Origin of the sequence: Endozoicomonas arenosclerae, from assembly GCF_001562015.1 — a bacterium.
In the GTDB taxonomy this organism is placed as follows: domain Bacteria; phylum Pseudomonadota; class Gammaproteobacteria; order Pseudomonadales; family Endozoicomonadaceae; genus Endozoicomonas_A; species Endozoicomonas_A arenosclerae.
On the sequence record NZ_LASA01000119.1, the window covers coordinates 13,854 to 35,416 of the forward strand.

At 48.8% G+C, this 21,563-nt stretch carries 17 protein-coding genes and 1 riboswitch; of the genes, 2 read left to right on the plus strand and 15 right to left on the minus strand.

What is annotated here, in order from left to right:
• Positions 1-7: 7 nt before the first annotated feature.
• A riboswitch (Lysine riboswitch) is annotated at positions 8-200 on the minus strand.
• 392 nt (positions 201-592) lie between these two features.
• The 3 genes from guaA to WG89_RS19030 form a co-directional block, all read right to left on the minus strand.
• On the minus strand, positions 593-2,170 hold the full coding sequence (gene guaA, locus WG89_RS19020; protein ID WP_062268778.1) for a glutamine-hydrolyzing GMP synthase: 1,578 nt from the start codon (positions 2,168-2,170) through the stop codon (positions 593-595).
• A 131-nt stretch (positions 2,171-2,301) separates the two neighbouring features.
• Positions 2,302-3,771: an IMP dehydrogenase gene (gene guaB, locus WG89_RS19025; protein ID WP_062268780.1), complete on the minus strand. Its 1,470-nt coding sequence runs from the start codon at positions 3,769-3,771 to the stop codon at positions 2,302-2,304.
• Between the two features lie 160 nt (positions 3,772-3,931).
• Complete coding sequence (locus WG89_RS19030) at positions 3,932-5,245, minus strand: anaerobic C4-dicarboxylate transporter family protein (protein WP_062268783.1); 1,314 nt, start codon at positions 5,243-5,245, stop codon at positions 3,932-3,934.
• A gap of 310 nt (positions 5,246-5,555) precedes the next feature.
• On the opposite strand from WG89_RS19030, the gene xseA reads away from it, so the two are divergent.
• The gene (xseA, locus tag WG89_RS19035) at positions 5,556-6,890 is read left to right on the plus strand and encodes an exodeoxyribonuclease VII large subunit (RefSeq protein WP_245662940.1); all 1,335 of its coding nucleotides are present in this window, start codon (positions 5,556-5,558) and stop codon (positions 6,888-6,890) included.
• Between the two features lie 5 nt (positions 6,891-6,895).
• On the opposite strand, the gene WG89_RS19040 is transcribed toward xseA, so the two are convergent.
• From WG89_RS19040 to WG89_RS19095, 12 genes are all read right to left on the minus strand, one after another.
• Positions 6,896-7,216 (minus strand): cupin domain-containing protein, encoded by a 321-nt coding sequence (locus WG89_RS19040; RefSeq protein ID WP_062268810.1) that lies wholly within the window; start codon positions 7,214-7,216, stop codon positions 6,896-6,898.
• A gap of 119 nt (positions 7,217-7,335) precedes the next feature.
• Positions 7,336-10,050 carry a hypothetical protein gene (locus tag WG89_RS19045; protein ID WP_062268787.1) on the minus strand — a complete coding sequence of 905 codons (2,715 nt, stop codon included), beginning with the start codon at positions 10,048-10,050 and terminating at the stop codon, positions 7,336-7,338.
• Between the two features lie 217 nt (positions 10,051-10,267).
• The gene (gene der, locus WG89_RS19050) at positions 10,268-11,731 is read right to left on the minus strand and encodes a ribosome biogenesis GTPase Der (RefSeq protein WP_062268789.1); all 1,464 of its coding nucleotides are present in this window, start codon (positions 11,729-11,731) and stop codon (positions 10,268-10,270) included.
• Between the two features lie 174 nt (positions 11,732-11,905).
• Positions 11,906-13,060 (minus strand): outer membrane protein assembly factor BamB, encoded by a 1,155-nt coding sequence (gene bamB / locus WG89_RS19055; RefSeq protein ID WP_062268791.1) that lies wholly within the window; start codon positions 13,058-13,060, stop codon positions 11,906-11,908.
• A 3-nt stretch (positions 13,061-13,063) separates the two neighbouring features.
• Positions 13,064-13,735 (minus strand): YfgM family protein, encoded by a 672-nt coding sequence (locus WG89_RS19060; RefSeq protein ID WP_062268793.1) that lies wholly within the window; start codon positions 13,733-13,735, stop codon positions 13,064-13,066.
• Between the two features lie 3 nt (positions 13,736-13,738).
• On the minus strand, positions 13,739-15,019 hold the full coding sequence (gene hisS, locus WG89_RS19065) for a histidine--tRNA ligase (protein WP_079253930.1): 1,281 nt from the start codon (positions 15,017-15,019) through the stop codon (positions 13,739-13,741).
• 193 nt (positions 15,020-15,212) lie between these two features.
• Positions 15,213-16,175 carry a helix-turn-helix domain-containing protein gene (locus WG89_RS19070; RefSeq protein WP_062268796.1) on the minus strand — a complete coding sequence of 321 codons (963 nt, stop codon included), beginning with the start codon at positions 16,173-16,175 and terminating at the stop codon, positions 15,213-15,215.
• Positions 16,165-16,923 (minus strand): type IV pilus biogenesis/stability protein PilW, encoded by a 759-nt coding sequence (gene pilW / locus WG89_RS19075; protein ID WP_062268798.1) that lies wholly within the window; start codon positions 16,921-16,923, stop codon positions 16,165-16,167. Before pilW ends, WG89_RS19070 begins: the two co-directional genes overlap by 11 nt.
• Positions 16,924-17,033: 110 nt before the next feature.
• Entirely contained in the window at positions 17,034-18,182 is a 1,149-nt protein-coding gene (gene rlmN, locus WG89_RS19080; RefSeq protein WP_062268800.1) for a dual-specificity RNA methyltransferase RlmN, read from the minus strand.
• A 235-nt stretch (positions 18,183-18,417) separates the two neighbouring features.
• On the minus strand, positions 18,418-18,849 hold the full coding sequence (gene ndk / locus WG89_RS19085) for a nucleoside-diphosphate kinase (RefSeq protein WP_062268802.1): 432 nt from the start codon (positions 18,847-18,849) through the stop codon (positions 18,418-18,420).
• 164 nt (positions 18,850-19,013) lie between these two features.
• Positions 19,014-19,538 (minus strand): hypothetical protein, encoded by a 525-nt coding sequence (locus WG89_RS19090; protein ID WP_062268804.1) that lies wholly within the window; start codon positions 19,536-19,538, stop codon positions 19,014-19,016.
• A 36-nt stretch (positions 19,539-19,574) separates the two neighbouring features.
• Positions 19,575-21,341 (minus strand): FAD-dependent monooxygenase, encoded by a 1,767-nt coding sequence (locus WG89_RS19095; protein WP_153301694.1) that lies wholly within the window; start codon positions 21,339-21,341, stop codon positions 19,575-19,577.
• Between WG89_RS19095 and WG89_RS29540 the strand changes: the two genes are divergently transcribed.
• The coding region (locus tag WG89_RS29540; protein ID WP_172806865.1) for a transposase at positions 21,340-21,563 on the plus strand (224 nt) is incomplete at its 3' end. The two genes, WG89_RS19095 and WG89_RS29540, sit on opposite strands and share 2 nt — an antisense overlap.

Below are 21,563 nucleotides of genomic sequence, written 5' to 3' on the forward strand. Positions count from 1 at the left end.
GAAACGATTGTCCAGTAGCGCTCCACAGTAAAAACTGTGACAGTGATACACCTCTTCGATGCACCACCAGCAGATGAGTTCGACAGCCTCTCTGCTTCGGCACCTTTTCCTTTCATCCGGCATCCTGCCTTGGCCAATCCAAGACATTCGGAGTCACCCTCCTCCGGACTACTGATAAACGGTGCGCCTCTACTTTTTTGTCCTGGGTAAACAGTTTTGTTACCCAACGACTGTTTTTCAGGCCACAACTCTTAGAGTAAGAAGACTTGTGTACCTTTCACTCATAACCGGAACTTCTGATCAGAATTCAACCTGATACAGAGCTTCCACTTATGGTGTTTATAAAGAGGATCACAGGCAGGGACGCAGCGACGGCTTCCTGCCACGTCACCCCTGATGCTCAATAATTATGCACATAGAGGCAAGAGTGACAACTGTGAGTATTACGTAAAGGCACTTTTATATCTAAAAACCAAAGGTTTATCAGGTGTTTAGCCTGTAAAATTTTTCTGCCCCAGAAAAGAAAAACGGCTTGCCACTTTAACAGTGACAAGCCGCTTCAGATCTTCAAAACCTGATTAGCCCTTGATTTTTATTCCCACTCGATAGTGGCAGGAGGCTTGCTGGATACATCATAAGTTACACGAGATACATGCTCTATCTCATTGATAATCCTGCTGGAGACTTTCTCGAGCAGCTCATAAGGCAAATGAGCCCAGCGAGCGGTCATGAAATCAATTGTTTCCACAGCACGCAAAGCAACGACATACTCATAACGACGGCCATCACCCACCACGCCTACAGATTTTACAGGCAGGAATACTGCAAAAGCCTGACTGGTCTTGTGATACCAATCAGCCCGGTGCAACTCTTCAATGAAGATCGCATCAGCCTGACGAAGAATGTCACAGTACTCTTTCTTAACCTCAGCCAGAACCCTTACACCCAACCCAGGTCCGGGGAATGGATGGCGGTAAAGCATGTCATAAGGCAAACCCAGCTCAAGACCGATCTTGCGCACCTCATCCTTGAACAGCTCTCTCAGCGGCTCAACCAGCTCCATAGCCATGTCTTCAGGCAAACCACCCACATTATGATGAGACTTGATGACATGGGCTTTACCCGACTTGGCACCGGCAGATTCGATAACATCAGGATAAATAGTGCCCTGCGCCAGGAACTGAACATTATCCAGAGCAGTAGCCTGCTGATCAAAGACTTCGATAAAAGTATTACCAATAATCTTGCGCTTGGCCTCAGGATCCTGAACACCTTTCAACTTACTCAGGAACAGCTCTTCCGCATCAGCACGAATCACGCGAACACCCATGTTTTCTGCAAACATGGCCATCACCTGATCACCTTCATTCAAACGAAGCAGGCCATTATCTACAAAGACACAGACCAGTTGATCACCGATCGCCTTATGCAGAAGGGCTGCCACAACACTGGAATCCACACCACCGGAAAGGCCCAGCAGAACGGTTTTATCACCCACCTGCTCACGAACACGGGTAATAGCATCTTCAATGATCTGGCCTGGAGTCCAAAGCTTCTGACAACCCGCTATATCCATCACAAAGCGCTCAAGAATACGGCCACCCTGTTTGGTGTGAGTCACTTCCGGATGGAACTGTACGCCGTAATACCGCTTCTCTTCACAGGCCATAGCCGCAAAAGGACAGGAGTCTGTTGAAGCGGCGACAACAAAGCCTTCTGGCAACTGGGAAACCTTGTCACCGTGGCTCATCCAGACATCAAGGCTCAGACGCCCCTGTTCACCAACATGATCTTCAATGCCTTCAAACAGCCTTACCCTGTTTTCCAGATTGACCTCAGCATAACCAAACTCACGCAGGTTGGAGGTAGAGACCTTACCGCCCAATTGCTCCGCCATGGTTTGCATGCCATAACAGATACCCAGAACAGGTACACCCAGATCAAAGACAGCCTGAGGAGCACGAGGAGAAGCATCTCCGGTAACGGATTCAGGTCCACCGGACAGAATAACCGCCTTGGGTGCAAACTCAACAATCGCCTGCTCATCCATATCGTAGGGATGCAGCTCACAATAGACGCCAATCTCACGTACACGGCGAGCAATAAGCTGGGTGTACTGGGAACCGAAATCCAGAATCAGAATTCGTTCAGCGTGGATATCCTGTGACATGTGTCTTCTCAAAAATGTATAACAGCGATGATCAATGAACGAGCTCAAGTGCAGTGCACCTAGATCGTTCATTGGCCAGAAAATCAATCAACTGAGGCAATTAGCACCAACAGTTCAAGGGAATTATCAAATCAACCAACGCGGTAATTGGGCGCTTCTTTGGTGATGGTGACATCATGGACATGAGACTCTTTCATGCCCGCATTGGTCACCCTGACAAACTCTGGAACGGTGCGCATGGTATTCATATCAGCAGAGCCTGTATACCCCATAGCTGCCCTGAGACCACCTACCATCTGGTGAACAATAGCATTCAGCGGCCCTTTATAAGGAACACGACCTTCGATGCCTTCAGGTACCAGTTTTTCAGTGCCTTCTTCAGCGCTCTGGAAGTAACGATCACTGGAGCCAGAAGCCTGAGCCATAGCGCCCAGAGAACCCATACCACGATAGGCCTTGTAACTTCTGCCCTGATAAAGCTCTACTTCACCTGGAGCCTCTTCAGTACCGGCCAGCATACTGCCAAGCATCACCACACTGGCACCGGCAACAATGGCTTTTGCCAGGTCACCCGAGAAGCGAATACCACCATCGGCGACAACAGGAATCCCAGTGCCTTCCAGCTCAGCCACAACATTGGCTACCGCAGAGATCTGGGGAACACCAATGCCAGTAACAATACGTGTTGTACAGATAGAACCAGGGCCGATACCCACCTTAACTCCATCAGCGCCGGCATCTGCCAGAGCACGAGCAGCAGCACCTGTAGCAATATTGCCACCGATTACCTGCACATGAGGGTAGGTTTCCTTAACCCAGCGAACTCTTTCGATAACACCCCTGGAGTGGCCATGAGCGGTATCAACGATGACTACGTCTACTCCGGCATCTACCAGAGCAGCAACACGTTCTGGTGTTTCTGGGCCTGTACCCACCGCTGCACCCACTCTCAGCTGACCATGGGAGTCTTTACTGGCGTTAGGATAATCCTGTGCTTTTTTGATGTCCTTAACGGTCATCATGCCGACCAGATCAAACGCTTCGTTAACCACCAGCACTTTCTCGATGCGATGCTTGTGAAGCAGTTTACGGACCGTTTCCTGATCTGTGCCTTCTTTAACGGTGACCAGCCTGTCTTTAGGCGTCATGATATCTGCAACAATCATGTCCAGATTGGAGACAAAGCGAACATCACGACTGGTGACAATACCCACCAGGTCACTGCCATCCAGAACCGGAACACCGGAGATTTTATGGCGTCCTGTCAGCTCCAGCAGATCTCTGACTGTAGCAGAGGAGTCGATAGTGATAGGATCTTTGACGACACCACTTTCATGCTTTTTAACCTTGCGGACTTCATTGGCCTGCTGGGCTACGGTCATATTCTTGTGAATAATACCAATACCCCCTTCCTGAGCCATGGCAATAGCCAGACGGGCTTCAGTGACGGTATCCATGGCAGCAGAGACCAGAGGAATCTTCAACTCGATTTCGCGGGTCAGTTTTGTGGTCAGAGAAACATCTTTGGGGAGAACTTCTGAATATCCAGGCAGAAGCAGGACGTCATCAAAAGTGAGGGCTTCTTGGGCGATTCTCAGCATTACCTGTTACCGATCCGAGTGTATTTAATGGATGGAAAGAATCCCGTCGATTATACATCAACATCATTTTCAATAAAACAGAAAATCCATTCAAATGAATTGAACGTGCATACAAAAAAACATTTAGCCTAATGACGAGTCACTCACAGGAAATTGCTCGCTAAAGCACCAACCCTGAGACAAAAAAACCTGCAATGACCGAGAAACTCACCGACATCAACCCCGGCAGCATGAAACTGTGGTTGAGGACATACCGGCCTATCCGGGTAGTCCCCGTTCTGTCAAAGTCGATCGAAGCAATAATCGGCCCATAATTGGGCACAAAGAAATAACCATTTACGGAAGGGAACATCGCAATCAGGGAAGCGGGAGGTAACCCCAGGGCAATGCCCAGAGGCATCAGGGTGCCTGTTGTTGCTCCCTGGCTATTAACCATGACTGACAGAGCAAACAGAGCTACAGCAAAGGTCCAGGGGAAACGACTGACAAGATCACCAATACCGGACTTAAGCATCACTTCGTGAGCCCCGAAAAAAGTATCCCCCAGCCAGGCTATGCCAAATATGGCAATCACTGCCCTCATACCGGCAATAAAGACATCCCCCTGAGTGACCTTGAGCACTTCAATATGACAGAACATCACCATAAGAGCCCCGGTCGTAAGCATAATAATTTCTATGGTATGGGCCATTCCCATAGGCCCATGATCAAAAGCCGGCCTCAGCGAGGGGAAAGCGCCCAAAATTACGACCGACAATGCGGCCATCAAAAAAAGCACCACAGAAAGTCTTGCTCCGGGCTTAATAGAGCGGTCTACCGAGGCACTGAGCGCCTCAATTTTTTTTCTATATTCGGGGTCTTCCAGTTTTCTCTGATACTGCGGATCATCCTTCAACTCCTTACCCAGCTTGTTTGTAATCAGAGCTGCCAGAGTGAGCCCAACAATAGTTGATGGAATGGTGACACTGAGGATGTCCGTCAATTGAATACCCAACGGGGCCAGGAATCCCAGTAGCGCAACCGTAGCGGCAGCAATAGGGCTGCCCACAATTGCAATCTGTGAAGCTATAACCGCCATGGAGAGTGGTCTTTCAGGGCGCACCCCCGTTCTATGAGCCACTTCAGCAATAACAGGAAGAACGGAATAGGCAACATGGCCTGTTCCGGCAAAAAGGGTAAATATATAGGTCACCAGAGGCGCGACAAAGGTGATTCGACGAGGATTTTTTCTAAGTACTTTTTCGGCAATCTGAACCAGATAATCCAGACCACCGGCAGCTTGCATACAGGCAGCAGCCGAGACCACAGCCACAATCATCAACATAACATCAATGGGTGGACTGGTTGGCTGCAGACCAAACCCAAAGCTGAGTATGGCCAACCCAACGCCCCCCATTAGTCCCAGCCCTATACCACCCATTCTTGCACCAATAAGGATACAGAGCACTACGACCATGAGTTGAAGAAAGAACATAGCCACCTTTTTTATAGATCCCGGGTTAATAAGACCAGCAGACAGTCACTTCATTGCTCTTTTTAAACGTCAGTCCATATCCTGGTCTTTGTTGTGCGGACTTAATTGAATGTATAGGCTGAAACCGAATTATCCAGTATATTGTTCAACTACCTGGATGTGACGCAGCTGATATGAGACCGTCAAACTGACTATGGCCCACTAGCTCCTAGCTTCAGATAATTTCAGTTTTATTTACCCACCTATTCACTATGGCATAAACACTCTCATGCAAGGCCAGAACTTATTTCACGCTGAACCGGGCGCAACTGTGCAGACTGATAACCAGCGCCCTCTGACCGTAACAGAGCTGAACAGCCGGACCCGGAGAATGCTGGAAACCCAATTCGGCAATGTCAGGGTGGAAGGTGAGATTTCTGGCCTGGCCAGACCCGGCTCCGGCCACTGGTACTTTACTCTCAAAGACGCCGGCGCCCAGATTCGCTGTGCCATGTTTAAAAACCGCAACCGCAGCATCCGCTTTGTACCCGCTGAAGGGATGCAATTAATAGTGAGGGGCCGAGTCAGCCTTTATGAAGGCCGGGGTGACTATCAACTGATCGTCGACCATATGGAAGAAGGTGGAGCCGGCGCTTTACAAAGAGCGTTTGAAGAGCTCAAGCTCAAACTCTCCAATGAAGGCTTGTTCAGTGCTGAACGGAAGCGACCTTTACCCACCCTGCCCTCTCACATTGGTGTAGTCACTTCACCAACCGGTGCAGCTATCAGAGATATTCTTGCAGTTCTGAAGAGACGCTTCCCTTCTATACCTGTTACTGTCATCCCAAGCGCCGTACAGGGAAAAGACGCGGCAGATGAGCTGGTCAGAGGTATCGCAGCAGCCAACCGAAGCGGGTTGTTTGACATTTTGATCGTGGGCCGAGGGGGTGGTTCATTGGAAGATCTCTGGCCTTTTAATGAAGAAAAAGTGGCCAGAGCGATTGCCGCCTCTGATGTCCCTATAGTGAGTGCCGTCGGCCATGAAATAGATTTTACGATTGCCGACTTTGTTGCCGACTACCGAGCACCAACCCCATCGGCTGCCGCAGAAGTACTCAGCCCTGACCAGCAGGAGATATTGAACAAACTCAGCCTGCTGAACCGAAAACTACAAACGCTAATGAAACATCGTCTGCAGGTTTTATCTCAAACCCTGGATAACACCAGCCTTCGCCTGCGTCATCCCGGAGAAAGACTGAGAGAACACTATCAACGGCTTGATGATCTGGAAATCCGCTTGCAGCAATCCATGACCATTGCCCTGCAGGCCAATACTGCCAGTTACGAGCGGTTGAATGACAGACTTGCCCAGTCCTCTCCCGCAAGACGAATAGAACGCATGCAAGGTCAGCTCAACCTGCTACAAAACAAGCTGAACTCCAACATTCAACTGCTTGTAAAACAAAAAGAAAGTCATCTCAAGCAGCTGACAGGTATGCTGGATGCAGTCAGCCCCCTTGCCACACTTTCAAGGGGCTACAGCATTGTTGCAAAAGGGGATGAGTTTATTCGGGATGCCAGTCAACTGAATGAAGGCGATCAAGTAACAGCAAGATTCAGCAAGGGCTCAGCAGACTGCCAGGTAATCCAGATTTATAAAGATTAACGCCCTCAGACCTTAAAGTGGATCGCCAGCCAGACACAATCCCGGTCAGGGTCGGTCCACTCCACTCGATGCCTTTGATGAGCTGCAATATGCAGATAATCCCCGGGACTCATAGCCACCAGCTCACTTCTATCTTCAAATTTCAATTGAGCGGTTCCAGATAAAAGTACCACCCACTCATCCCACTCCTGGTCATACCATTCACCTTGAGGCGTGGTATGACCGCGAGAAACAATCCGCTCTATCTTGACTTGCTGACCTGAGCACAACTCCTCAAACACTTCATCCGGGAGATTTTCCGGTATACCCTGAAACAGATTTTTCATCTCACAACCGCTCCTGCAGAACTGAACACTCTGAATGATCATTGTGTCATAGAGAATGGGCTTTTTTCAGACAAAAAAAAGCAGCCAAACTACGAGGCTGCAAAGAGTGGGAAGACTTTTTATCTGGCTAGTAGTGCTTCTTCAAGCAATGGATGATCCACATTTCTCAACATATATTGAATGATCACATCTTTTGATTTCTCTAACGAAAAGTCATAGTCAGTGAGCTCTTCACCCAGATCTGCAAGCTTTCCAAGCTGAAATTTACTGAGTTCTTCTTCCAATACCTCACGGGTCATTGGACGAGCTTCAGGCACCTCATTACTCGCATCTCGAAGAAAGTCATTATCCGTGCTGGATAGAACACGCTCTCTTGATGTACTGGACACTCTGACCCTTCCAACACCTGACTCCAACGCTTCAAGTCGATCTTTCAAATTGGCTTCATATTGTGCAAGCAAACTGAGAAAAGCTCGCTGATGCACAAATGTTCTTGAAGACAACTCACTGAAGTTAGTCTCTCTCTCAGGATGAGTAACAGGGTTAAAGTCTAATTTCTGCTTGAGTTTGTAGCCTTCTGAGCCTGATTCTCTGAAGGCGCGAATCAGTTGCTCTGACTCTTTTTCCAATGCTTTCATTGTCTGAAGCTCTGACTCTATCCAGTCCTTACCTGTTGGACGACTGGCAGCGAAAGCAGCCTGGCGAGCCTTTATCTGATCCACTTGATCAACGTGCCATTGATGTGAATCTCTATAGAGACCAACCAATTGATCCAGGGTTTCTTTCTCATCAAGGGCATAACCTTCACGATCAACATCAAACTTATCGGATTCATCCTTTCGGAATACCTCATAGGCTTCAAAAGCCTTGGCACGGTACCTTTCACGGATGGACTGATACTGTCCAACCTCAGATTTGAATAGCTGCTTCAGCTCATCATCCGTCACCAGATATTCCTGATCATCATCCGGATTTTTATAATGAGAACCTCCAATCACATCATTCCTGATGGTGCCTAAATCAATTTTATCCAGCTTTGCAGACTCCCTGAGACTCTGCGTCAACCCTTTTAATTGAGCCTGATACTGCAGTTTTGTGTGATCAAGACCTCTACGTTTGGCAGCCTCAGCTTCGCCTGCTTGCTGACGCCCCTTAACATCAGAGCCATCTGCAGCTGCTAAATGCCTCTGCCAACTGTCCTCAAATAGTTTGATGTTACTTCGAACCTGAGATTGTTTATCTTCAACCATCGCCATAAACTGTGCAGCAACAGGTGAGACCATCAACCAGTCATTTTTTCCTGTCTTGAAAGCGCTAAGATCCCCACCAGGACGCTGGGTAGCTGCAGCCATAGATTTCAGACCAGAATCACTCATAGAACGCTTATGGGCTGTAACGTTTTTTCTCTGATGCTTAGGGGTATTAGGAGTAGCTACAGGTACTGGCTTCAGCTCTCCATTCACATTGTCACTGTATTGAACATCCACATGCTGACAACACCAGATTCCATCACGCTTCTCCAGCTGAAACTTGAGTCTGAGATGACCTTCTCCTACTTCTTTCATGCCACGACTGTCTGAAAAATGATCATATTTATTGGTCGAAACCACTGTCATATGTTCTGGATCGAGCAGCACAAAACGAACCTCACTGCCATCCTGAACACCTGTACCCTGCTGCATTGTGGGCCCTTTTGGCAGAAGTGGATAAAACTTAGTGACAAGCTCATTCAAAGGCCCTTGATGAGAGAGAGCCCTGAATACCGTTAATCCGTTTTGAGATTTATCGATTGTCGAAGCGAATGCTGCTTCCAGAAGATCTTTACGCCTCTCACGCCCAGCAACATCCGCCTCTGATGAAGCCGCTGTTGAAGGCAACCTTCTTGAGTCAAAAAGTACTGAAGTATGTTGCTGATCAGGATCGCAAACCTCAAACGTCATAAGCATTCTATTCGAATCCTGCAAGAGACTTTGCTGATCCACACTCAGCTCAGTTAAGGCTTCAACAGACGGTTCCTTTTTCTGCTTTTCTTCCAAAGTTCTTAAAGTTGTTGATGAAGCCAGACTATTCACTTCATCAACACTGAGCTCCCGTACGGCCTTTCCAGATGTTTTAACTGAGACTGACATTGACAGAGGATCATGCCCAAGACTGTCTGGCAGAGCGCCCAAAGGACTTTGCTCCGGAACACCATTCCATCCTCTCAGTTCACTTGAGCCGAATCCGGCAGCAACACTTCTGAGAAAAACCTGCATCGAAGCATCAGACAGCTTTACTTTCCCAAGCAGTGTCTCAAGCGATGATGAATCAGTCGTTCTTAAAGAAGTGATCAACGCTTGTGTAAATTCGTGCGTTTTAGATACGTGCGTCTTATCTTTTTTACCTGAGCCCAAAAGCTTCTTCGCCGCTTTCGAATCTACACCTTCACCCGTGAGGACTTTCATATAGGCTGCTTTTGAGGCATCCAGTCCCTGTTTTTCCCAGAGCGAGATCATTTCACCGGGGCTTACTGATTTTACAAACAAATCAACCAGCTTATGTTGAGTTTCCGGGCTTGAAGGACGGCTTAATATATAGCCAGCCTGATCCTGGAAAGAGCGACCAATCTCTGATTCAGATGAACCTGCAGAAGAAACCCTGGAGTGAATGGATGTTTCCGGAACACTTAAACTTCGATTGTGGGCAGGAGGCAATTTTGACTCTGTACTATTGAGCTTGCCAACACTAGTGCTCAGCCACTTACCCTTTACCATTTTTTCTTCTGGAAGCGGTGATGCACCTGATAAGCCTGTGACACCACCGGATTCTAAATTCACACCACCTGGGTTGCTCATCCTCAACTCCTAATGAGTAATCATCTTTATGATTGATTAATGCACTCAACTGCAAATTATTTTTCGTTCTTAGAATTCACTCTAGGAGCGGTAAGAAAGCCTCCGCCAACAGTCCAGATCCGCTTTTGTCTACCAGATGACATTTCCACAAGGCATAAAAAAGCCCCGAAACACATTATCTGTGTCACGGGGCCCTTTATCTGGTCAGACTGGAAAATTAACGACGGGATTTCTGCTTTTTCTTTTTATCGTCTTTCTTTTTGCCTTTCAGTTCTATCACGCGACGCTTGTGAGTCACTTTACGTTCACCGCCCGGGTTTTTCTTGTGCACAGCCTTGCGCTCGGCAAAGGGATTCTCAGAAGATTTGAACTCAATACGTATCGGCGTACCCATGATCTTGAGTACTTTTCTGAAAGTATTCTCCAGATAACGCTTATAAGCTGCAGGGACTTCCTGAGTCTGGTTACCGTGAATGATGATAGTCGGTGGATTCATTGCACCCGCATGGCAATACCTCAGCTTTATGCGACGGTTACGGACCATCGGTGGCTGGTGAATCTTGGTGGCATCTTCCAGGATACGAGTCAGCTGATTAGTGGACAGCTTACGGGTAGCACACTCATACGCCTCATCAATAGAGTCATAAAGGTGTCCGACATTGGTTCCATGCTTGGCAGAGATCATATGAATACGCGCAAAGTTGATGAACTCCAGCCTTCTGCCAAGTTCTTCCTTTACCTTTTTACGCTCTTCTTCTTTCATGCCATCCCACTTGTTCACGGCAATGACTACGGCACGACCTGCTTCAAGAACAAAGCCCAACAAATGAAGATCCTGCTCTACGATGCCTTCTCTGGCATCCACAACCAGAAGCACTACATTGGCGTCTTCAATCGCCTGCAGGGTTTTGATGACCGAGAACTTTTCGGCCACTTCATGAACCTTACCGCGACGACGAACACCCGCAGTGTCAATCAGCGTGTAATCCTGACCCCAGCGCTCATAAGGAATATACACACTGTCACGGGTAGTTCCTGCCTGGTCATAAACGACAACGCGCTCTTCACCCAGAAGACGATTGACCAGCGTCGATTTACCCACGTTCGGGCGTCCGACAATACCGATCTTGATTCCACGAGCCTTAACCGTTTCCGCCTCGTATTCCTCAGAATCCTCATCAATCTCTGGGCCTGCTACTTCTTCCAGGACACCTTCGATCATACCTTTCACACCACGACCATGAACCGCAGCAATATGAAAGGCTTCGCCAAAACCTAGAACAGCAAAGTCGGCTTCGGCCTGATCGGCATCAACGGTATCCGTTTTGTTCAGCACCAGATGATACGATTTGTTTTGCTTACGCAAATGATCAGCAATCATTTCGTCGGCGGCGGTGAGACCAGCTCTGGCATCGACAAGAAACAGGACAATATCGGCTTCTTGAATAGCAGCAAGAGACTGCTCCGCCATAGCGGAATCAATACCTTCCTCATCACCACTGATACCGCCGGTATCCACTACGATGTAAGGGCTTGAACCGATTTTTCCTTCGCCATACTTGCGATCACGGGTCAAACCGGCAACATTGGCAACCAGGGCATCACGAGAGCGAGTCAACCGGTTAAACAAGGTAGATTTGCCGACATTGGGTCGCCCGACCAGGGCAATTACAGGAACCATACACTTCATTCCACAGGGGTAAATCAGGACCCCCGAAAGCTTTAGCCAGTTACAGACAAATCGCTTTGAATTGAGGGAGCAATTTACCTGAACTCATAACAGAAAAAGGGCTGAACCTTTAGGTTCAGCCCGGCTTTAATACTTCGCTACCTTACGATTAGCGTAATGAGCGATTTATTTTTGCTTCAGTGCAGTCAATGTACCATTAGCACTGAGCACATAAAGAAAGTCACCGGATACAACAGGAGGCGCTTTAATTGCTGAAGAACCCGCCTTGAAACGCCCTGCCAGACCGCCATCAACCTGAGACAGCAAATGCACGTAACCATCAAGGTCACCCACTGCAACATAACTGCTGTAAGTTGCTGGGGCCGTCAGAAGACGATATTCCAGCTTATCCTGTCTCCAGCTGACCGCACCGGAACGTTGATCCAGTGAACTGACATAACTGCTGTCATCAGTCAGATAGAGAGAACCGAAACCTTCCGCAATGGACTTATAGCTGGACAGCTCGCGAGTCCAGCGAACACGGCCACTGTACATATCCAGTGCAGCAGCATTGCCCTGGAAGCTCACCATGAACAGGTTATCACCTACAACCAGTGGTTCTGCCTTGATATCCACCATTCTTTCCAGCTCAGATGAACCTTTGGGGATAGATACCCGGCTGTTCCAGATCGGAGTACCATCCGATGTTCTGAAGGCCTTGGCTTCGCCATTGGACAGTCCAACAAAAACCGCTTCGCCCTCAATACGAGGTATACTTGATCCCCTGAGAGTCAGAGATGGCTGCAGGTTTTCCTGACTCCAGAGTTCCTTACCGGTTTCAGCATCGAGAGCGGTAATGGTGTCATCAATACTCTGAACCAGAACAATACGACCGTTAGTTTGTGGAGAAGAAATCACTTCACTGCTGACACGGGTTTTCCAGAGCTGGCTACCGTCTTCTTCCTTCAAAGCGATGATATGGCCGTCAAGAGTACCCAGCAACAGCATGCCTGACTGAGCAGTAATACCACCGCCGACGGGGATTTCCAGAGTTTTCTTCCAGATTTCCTTACCGGTCTCACGGTTCAGCGCCACTACATTACCCTGGGCACCTGCAGCATAGATCACATCGCCTGATACAGAAGGCACCAGTCGCTCATAGCTGTCTTCTACACCTTTACCAATGCCTTTAGACCAGATCTCTTTCAACTCGACATCCGGTTTGAATTCAGCCAGAGGTTTTGGCTTGCGGACTTCTTCCTCATCACTTGAGAACAGGCTACAAGCAGCCAGCCCCATCGTAAGGGAAACGATCAGCAGTGACCTGATTATCCTCTCCATCCATTAGCCCTCTTTTACGTTAGCTGCCAGATCGTCCAGTTTGAACTGCAGCAGAGGCCGGGACTCTCCGTTTTTACGGGCAGCGTCCAGTGCCTTTTCATAGGATTCACGTGCCTGGTCTTTCTGGCCCAGCGCCAGATAAGCGTCGCCACGAACGGCTTCGATTGTTGCCACAAAGCCCGCTTCTGATTTTGCTTTAGCCAGCACATCCAGAGCCGCCTGGGCGTTGTCTGCAGACTGGCTCAGCATGACCCTGGCCAACCTGGACCGGGTCAGAAGCTCAACTTCTGCATCAGGCTTTTGTCCCAGAACCCATTCCAGAGAAGCTCTGGCACCGTCCAGATCGTTAGCCAGCACCTGCTCACGAGCCTGAAACAGCGTAGCGAAAGCGGCATACTGGGAGCTTTCGTAATCCGACTGCAGGGTTTCCACAACGTGTTTGACGGTGGATTTCTGTTGTTCGGACAGAGGTTGCCCCTGTGCAGTCTGTGTAGCGTCCAGAAGACTCTGATACAGCTGTGAAGAAGCCGCAGCGGTTTCCAACTGATTCTTCTGATAGGCCTTGTAACCAAAAATAGCTACGACCGTTATAGCGACACCAGCAACAACGGGCTTACCGTATTCCTGCCAGAGGTTTTTGAGCAGTTCTACTTCTTCTTCATCTGAGCGACTCACTCTTTACTCCTGAATTCGCTTTTTCAAAAATTCAATCACAACAGGAATGTCCATCGTTTCCTGCTCACCATCGGTACTCAGAGGTTTTACCGAAACAGACTGACTGGCCAGTTCATCTTCACCAATGATGAAGGCGTAATCAGCTCCGCTGTTAAAGGCCCTCTTCATCTGACCTTTAAAACCGCCTCCGCAATTCACCAGGATACGAACACCGGGAACTGCAGTACGAATCTGTTCAATCATGGGCAAAGCCTTGCCACTGACACCCTCACCACGGGTCACCACTGCAACATCAACGGCCTTGTTAACAGAGTCGGGAATCAAGTCCAGAGTTTCGAGCATCAGTACCAGACGCTCAATACCCATGGCAAAGCCAACCGCTGGAGTAGGCTTACCACCCAGCAATTCAACCAGGGCATCATAGCGACCACCGCCACAAACCGTACCCTGCGCGCCAAGGCTATCCGTTATCCATTCAAACACGGTTCGGCTGTAGTAATCCAGCCCGCGAACCAGCCTTGGATTGACAACATAGGAAATACCAGCCGCATCCAGAATACTTTTCAGTGTTTCAAAGTGTTCAGCGGATTCTTCATCCAGATAATCATGCAAGACCGGCGCATCCGCCACAATTTCCTGAGTACGCTGATCCTTGCTGTCCAGAATCCGCAGTGGGTTGATGCTCAGACGGTTGCGACTGTCTTCATCCAGTTCCTGCTCATACTGGGAAAGATACTCTACCAGTGCTTCGCGATAGTTCTTGCGCGCTTCCAGTGTTCCCAGGGTATTGAGTTCGAGACGGACATGCTCATGGATACCAAGCTCTTTCCAGAGCCGAGCAGTCAGCAGAATCAACTCGGCATCAATGTCCGGACCGGCCATACCGAAGGTTTCAACACTGAACTGATGAAACTGACGATAGCGTCCCTTCTGTGGACGCTCATAGCGGAACATCTGCCCCATGGTCCACAAACGCTGGGTCTGATTATAGAGAAGACCGTGCTGAATACCTGCACGAACACAACCTGCCGTTCCCTCAGGACGCAATGAAAGGCTGTCACCATTACGATCCTCGAAGGTGTACATTTCCTTTTCAACAATGTCGGTGCCTGCACCAATGCCACGGCTGAACAGATGACTGGGCTCAACAACAGGCATTCTGATTTCACGGTAGCTGTAGGCTGCCATCAGGTTGCGCAGTCTGGATTCCAGATACTGCCAGGCCGGACTCTGTTCTGGCAGGATGTCGTTCATCCCACGGATGGCTTGAAGTTGCTTTGCCAAGTTCTGACGTCCTCTAATCCTCTAAACCGCCGTCGGTGAAATGAAAAATGCCGGCAAAAAAGCCCAAAAAAGGTCGCTTTCCTGCACAAAAAAATTATTCCAACGGCAAAAGCGCCAACTATAACTTTTCCCAGGCTACGAGTACATGCCTCAAGAGCCTGCCTGACGGGTAGTTTCTGATTTTAGCTGTCAATCAGCCTGCTTCCAGCACCAGACTGGCTACCTTTCGGCCAGGCTCAGGCGCTTTTACAGCCACTTCCCGCCCATCAAACTGGAGCTCGGCAACACCATTGACATTACCAAACCTCACTTGCACGGAGGCAGGCACTTCCAGATCGAGGTTAGAACCGGCTTTCTGGACATCGGTATAAAGCGAATTTCCGCTCATATCCTTGATTTGAACCCAGCAATCTTCTGCAAACTGAATCGCCAGACGAACCAGAGAATCCCCCGTTACCGCCTGTGAAGGCTCTTCCAGCTGAACCACAGCCGGACTGACACTCACTTGAGGCTCTGTTACCTCAGCCAGGCCAGGCTCATCAGCTTCTTCAGAAATAGAGTCAACCTGGGATTCTGGCTCGGACTCAACCTCAGGATCAACGCCTTCAGTTTCAAGCTCATCAAAATCAATCTGAGCCGGCAACAACTCTTCATCCTCAGAGATCTCATCGGGCTCAATTATGACGGGAGCCTGCTGCTGAGAAACGGCTTCAGGCTCAGATGCAGTTCGCTTGTCAGAATTCCAGCCGTAATAACTCCCTGCACCCACCAGAACTACTGTTAATAATGTCGCTCCCCAGGCCAGTGCTGGAGACATCGGACGACGATTTGAAACAGGTGCACCGGCTTTCAAATGCGGCGTATCCACACCACTGTCGCCGGTATACCGGTCAAAATGATCCACCACTGCATCACAGTCTAACTCCAGAATTCTGGCATAACTTCTGACGTACCCCCTGGCAAACACCAGCCCGGGCAGCTTTTCAAAGTCATTGCTCTCTATGGCCAGGATGTAGGATTCCGGCACTTTAAGCTGATCAGCAGCCTGCTCTACCGAAAGCCCCGCTTTTTGCCTTGCTGCCAGCAGCACCTCACCCGGCGAAGCTCCTGAAGAGGATTCCAGACCTTCCTGATTAATTTGCTTATCAGTACTCATAACTGCTTCTACTCCGCACTCCCTCTCCAGTGGTAGAAGGGAATAAACGCCCTAATTGCAAGGAATAACTGGCTGCAGCATCCTGATCACCATTGAGCCTGGCCAGACGAATCCCCAGCTTCAGGGATCGCTCACTCTGGCGTGACAGGCGAGTAAATGCCTGATAGTACCGCCAGGCTTCACGGAACCGGCCTTGCTCCTCAAGTATTGCTGCTAATTCCAGACTTGCACGGGGTAAATTGCTATTCAGTTTCAGGGCTTTGTCAAAATGCTCTGCGGCTAGCGACAATCGCCCCTGCCTTAATGCGACCAGCCCGAGATTTTCATAAGCCCGACTGCGACTGCTGTAACGTACATCTTCCGCCGCTTTTTCAAATTCACGATAGGCATCGGTCAGACGATTCTGACTGAAAAGAAAAACACCAAAATTATTATGAATCTCGGAGGAATCCGGATTCAGGGACAGAGCTTTTTTGAAGGATGTTTCTGCCAGACTGGCTTCACCCTGAAGCTGATAGACCAGCCCCAGCATACCAAAGGCATCGGCAGAGCGCGGCTGAATTTCCAGCGCCCGGTTAATCGGTTTTACGGCTTTTTCGGTAAATCCCTGCTGAACATAGCCTCCGGCCAGTTCCAGATAACTGCGGACCGCTTCATCCTCGTTAACAGGTGCTGGTCCACCCGTTGTCACACAGCCACTCAGGATGATACTGAACAAAACTGCACTGTTTCTCAGTTTTGCGATCATGCTTCTCCCCGTCATTTAATCGTTTTGAATCATATTATGCGAACCGGGATAGCCAAGGCCACACAAATCTGACCTCAGCTATGTTTCTGAACTATCCGTTCTTTTCTAAATCAGCTTGCATTCACCTGACGAGCAGCGATATAGCGCTCGCTTCTACGCGTCTTGTCTGCAACCTGCCCTACCAGCTGGCCACAGGCTGCATCAATATCATCACCACGAGTTTTGCGAACGGTGACGTTAAAACCCGCTTCCTGCAGCTGCTCCTGAAAACGACGTACTGCGTTATTACTAGGACGCTCATACCCGGAATGCGGGAACGGGTTGAAGGGGATCAGATTGATCTTGCAAGGCACATCTTTCAGCAACTGAGTCAACTGTTCAGCATGCTCGGGCTGATCATTCACACCCGCCAGCAAAGTGTATTCGATGGTCACTACCCGCTTGTCGGGCAGACCACTCATATACTGATCAATCGCATCCATCAAATCAGAGAGAGGATACTTGCGGTTAATCGGGACCAGTACATTACGTAATTCGTCGTTGGGCGCGTGCAGGGACACCGCAAGAGACACATCGGTCACTTCGCCCAGTTTGAGAAGCACCGGAACCACACCGGAGGTACTCAAGGTCACCCTGCGCTTGGACAGGCCATAACCCAGATCGTCCATCATGAGATTCATGGCATCAACGACATTATCAAAATTCATCAAAGGCTCGCCCATCCCCATCATAACGACGTTGGTGATAGAACGATCTTTCTTGGCAGGAACATTGTTGAAGTGACGAGCGGCTATCCAGACCTGGCCGATAATTTCAGCCACTGTCAGATCGGAGTTAAAACCTTGCTTACCGGTAGAACAGAAACTGCAATCCAGAGAGCAACCTGCCTGAGAAGAAACACACAGGGTGCCACGCTTGCCATCAGGAATATAAACGGTTTCTACACAGCTGCCACTGGCTACCCGAACCACCCATTTACAGGTGCCGTCTTCAGAAAACTGGCTGCTGACCACTTCCGGGCCGCGAATTTCAGCAACGTCTTTCAGCTTTTGCTTCAAGGCTTTGCTGATATTGGTCATCTCATCGAAGTTATCGACACCAAAGTGGTGAATCCACTTGAGCATCTGCTCAGCGCGAAACTTCTTTTCACCTATGCTGAGAAAAAAATCCACCATTTTACTGCGAGATAAATCCAGCAGGTTAACAGTGCTGTTCTGAACCTCACCGGTCTCAGCGCTTACGGTGATCAATTCTGACATCTCAATACCTCAAAAAGCCATGAGCGCTCAATACCGCCCAGCAACCATAAGCTGGAATTACAGCTTCCCCCTCTAAACCCGGAATAACTGCCTACCTGAAAATGGCTGTTTTTAATCAATAAAAAATATGGGCGCCATTAAAACACAATAGTCATGGCATTTTCATAGATAATAATACAGGGCATAGAACCGGGCTCTCAGTAGAGAGCCCGAAGCCTATACCCTGGATGTATCATTATCTGGTGCGAGGGCAGACGTCCGCTTCCTCAAAGAAGTAAGCTACTTCTCTGGCAGCTGAAGTCGGGGAATCAGAACCATGCACAGCATTTTCATCAATAGTCTGAGCGAAATCTGCACGGATAGTTCCAGCAGCTGCTTCAGCAGGATTGGTTGCACCCATCAGCTCACGGTGATGAGCTACGGCATTTTCACCTTCCAGGACAGAGACTACTACCGGACCCGAAGTCATGAAAGCCACCAGATCATTAAAGAAAGGACGCTCTTTATGCTCAGCATAAAAGCCTTCTGCTTTCTCTTTGCTCAGGTGAACCATGCGGGATCCGACAATCTTCAGGCCGGCTTTTTCAAATCGGCTGTAAATCTCGCCGATTACATTTTTAGCAACAGCGTCAGGCTTGATAATTGACAAAGTGCGCTCTACGGCCATTACACTCTCCAAACGTTCTTTTATTGGCCCATCAAGGGTCAAGTTTATAATTCAAGGCGCTACCTCCAGTCATTGGGGAAGCTTGGGCCGCATTGTAAACGATCACTATCCCAGTGTCAGTCTTATCCGAACAAATTCAGACAAGATAAAACTGATCACCCCTATCAAGAATCAAAATACTCTTTCTGCGGCCTGTCCAGCGGGTTAAGGAAGACCCGTCCGCGCCCTATAACAAAGTCGGCGGTATTCCTGCTTTTATCTTCCAGATCATCCTGATAGCTCTCCATTTGCTCTGGTGTTGCACCAGCAGCCAGCCGCTCTGTGAACTCCTGATCATGAAGTATATGCTCACGAGCACCGGTCAAACCGCTGTATCTCATAAAATGAGGGCTGCAGTTGGCATCACCGGCCGCTGTTACATAAACCCTGCTGCCATTTTCCTGATTCCTGACAACATTCTCCTGTAGACGATGCTGGGATACACCGAAAGTGGCAGCAAACTTTCTGTCAATATGCTTATTTGTAGCCCCGGTCCAGGCTTTCAGATCATATTTACCTGCAACAGCCTCGAACCAACCCATCCGCATTGCAGTCATAACCTCTTTTACCTGGGCACGTTCAACATTCTGATCTTTCAGATAACTTTCCATCTCTTTCAGGGACTCTTGCAAAACAGCGGGTATTTCCATACCGATATAGATCAGCTTTCTGTTTTCAAAACAGCGCTACTGGTAAACGCGCTCCTGCCCTCGTAAAGACAAAAGCCTTCCTTCAAGCGTATTGATTTTTTGTATCAGCTCACCCGCAACATCGTCCGTCAGAGTGCGCTCCCCCTGCAAGGACCTCACAGCCTCTCTCATCTTGAAAATGGCTGAAGCCGTAAAATGCCCTTCCACGACTATCATCTGCCGAAAATCCAAAAAGGAGCCAAACTGGTTATCTCTCATATCTTCACCTTTCCAAGTGCAGACTCCGTACTGTTCTTCTTCTGTCACAGTTTCTGCGGTGAGGTAACGCTTACGAGTAGGACTGGACTTACCGCCCGCACAAATCACCAGATCCACATCATCAAATTCTACTGGCATATCCGCATCCAGCTTGTGAGCCACGGCTTTATAACCATGCCCACCATCAGGATTCCTGATTTCACGAAGTTCACATTGCGCTGTCAGATCCAGATGCCCACGAACATCATTCAACGCTTCCACCTTACTCAGCTCTCTTTGCATGGCTTTTTCAAGCTCAGCGGTTACAATTTCACCAAAACCGTCATCCCGAATAATCCCTTTCCCCTCAACGCCTGAAGGATGAGCAGGATCTGTAAAGAGCTGATCAAACTCCTCGCCCATATAAAAGCGCAACATATCCATCCACTTGGGATCGAGTCTGACCACCTGAACCCGGTCATACTGAAGGTTTCGCTTCTCAACAATCTGAACCTTGGCTCCAGCCTGATACTGACAAATAGCCGACATCATTCCGGTAGGCCCTGCCCCCTCAATCACGACGTTCGGGAATTTCTTATGGTGATTATGCTGATCGACCAGCCACTGCCTTTGTGCCCGGAAGATCGCAGGACTTTTCAGGAACTTGATACCCTCGAGCTTGAGAAAGGCCTCATGATCATCTCTGGAAGGCCAGTAATCTGGAGACTTCAGTAACTCAAGGTCCCAGCGCCGCCCCATACCCAGATCGATATCCAACATCAGCTTTCTGGCTTCTACCACGGTTTTAACAACATCTTCAGGTGGCGCTAACCCTTGACTTGCAGCTTTTTCCAATTGATTGAGATCCAGACCCAGAAGCTGATCCTTCAACTTTCGATAGCCAGCGTTACTGTGACAAAAATCCCGAACTTCAAACTCAAGATTCGCTTTCAGCCTGTCAGGACTCAAGGCCAGCTCTTCTCCGTTAATATCAGCTCTCTTAACATCCAGCCAATCGATCAAACCTGCTTTTTGAAGCATATCCAGATACAAAAGATGATCCGGATTCACAAGATCCCGTGTATGGCCATGGATTGAATCACTGTTAACCAACCCATTATTCAAGGTATGGATTAACAGTCTTTGCAACATACCATGGCGCCTACCCGCATTGCCGGGTATACCACTCAGGAACCTCAAAGCCACTTCCGTTGGATTGGACTTCAGGGTTCCTAAAATCACTTCCTGTTCGACGCTTCTGATCGTATCGGCAAAACCATCGTCCTGACGTGTCTGGGCGAAGTGCTCCCGCAACTCTTCAATAAAACTTCTGGCCTGAGCCAGAGGCGCACCCTGGGCATCAGGATGGTGCAAAGTCAGTTCTGAGTAGGCTCTTAACAAACCTCTGGTCTCAGCCAATGAAACATCAGGTAACTTCCGCCTCAACTCCTGTACTTCATCCGAAACAAACCTTAAATTCTTGGCTCTTAATGGATTCTGGGGAGCTGGTTGAGGACGAGTTATTTGACTATGAATAGAAGACGTTTTCTTGTACAAAAGTGTCATGAAACTTTATGACCTCCTCGACAACGCCAAGTGCTTTGAACAGATACGCCAGATTCGCTGGCCTGACGGGGTGAAATGCCCACACTGTGCCAGCTCAGACATAACCCGCCAAGGCAAGGACGATTCACAGCCTGACAGACAGAGATATTCTTGTAAAGAATGTCAGCGTCGTTTTGATGACCTGACACTTTCTGTTTTTTCAGGACACCATAAGCCTTTGAA

What these genes read in the sequence shown, in the direction of transcription:
- WG89_RS19095 (WP_153301694.1), bottom strand. Translation starts at nt 21,341, where the DNA reads ATGACACTTTTGTACAAGAAAACGTCTTCTATTCATAGTCAAATAACT.
- ndk (WP_062268802.1), bottom strand. Translation starts at nt 18,849, where the DNA reads ATGGCCGTAGAGCGCACTTTGTCAATTATCAAGCCTGACGCTGTTGCT.
- guaA (WP_062268778.1), bottom strand. Translation starts at nt 2,170, where the DNA reads ATGTCACAGGATATCCACGCTGAACGAATTCTGATTCTGGATTTCGGT.
- WG89_RS19045 (WP_062268787.1), bottom strand. Translation starts at nt 10,050, where the DNA reads ATGAGCAACCCAGGTGGTGTGAATTTAGAATCCGGTGGTGTCACAGGC.
- WG89_RS19090 (WP_062268804.1), bottom strand. Translation starts at nt 19,538, where the DNA reads ATGGAAATACCCGCTGTTTTGCAAGAGTCCCTGAAAGAGATGGAAAGT.
- pilW (WP_062268798.1), bottom strand. Translation starts at nt 16,923, where the DNA reads ATGATCGCAAAACTGAGAAACAGTGCAGTTTTGTTCAGTATCATCCTG.
- WG89_RS19040 (WP_062268810.1), bottom strand. Translation starts at nt 7,216, where the DNA reads ATGAAAAATCTGTTTCAGGGTATACCGGAAAATCTCCCGGATGAAGTG.
- der (WP_062268789.1), bottom strand. Translation starts at nt 11,731, where the DNA reads ATGGTTCCTGTAATTGCCCTGGTCGGGCGACCCAATGTCGGCAAATCT.
- WG89_RS19070 (WP_062268796.1), bottom strand. Translation starts at nt 16,175, where the DNA reads ATGAGTACTGATAAGCAAATTAATCAGGAAGGTCTGGAATCCTCTTCA.
- rlmN (WP_062268800.1), bottom strand. Translation starts at nt 18,182, where the DNA reads ATGTCAGAATTGATCACCGTAAGCGCTGAGACCGGTGAGGTTCAGAAC.
- WG89_RS19030 (WP_062268783.1), bottom strand. Translation starts at nt 5,245, where the DNA reads ATGTTCTTTCTTCAACTCATGGTCGTAGTGCTCTGTATCCTTATTGGT.
- bamB (WP_062268791.1), bottom strand. Translation starts at nt 13,060, where the DNA reads ATGGAGAGGATAATCAGGTCACTGCTGATCGTTTCCCTTACGATGGGG.
- guaB (WP_062268780.1), bottom strand. Translation starts at nt 3,771, where the DNA reads ATGCTGAGAATCGCCCAAGAAGCCCTCACTTTTGATGACGTCCTGCTT.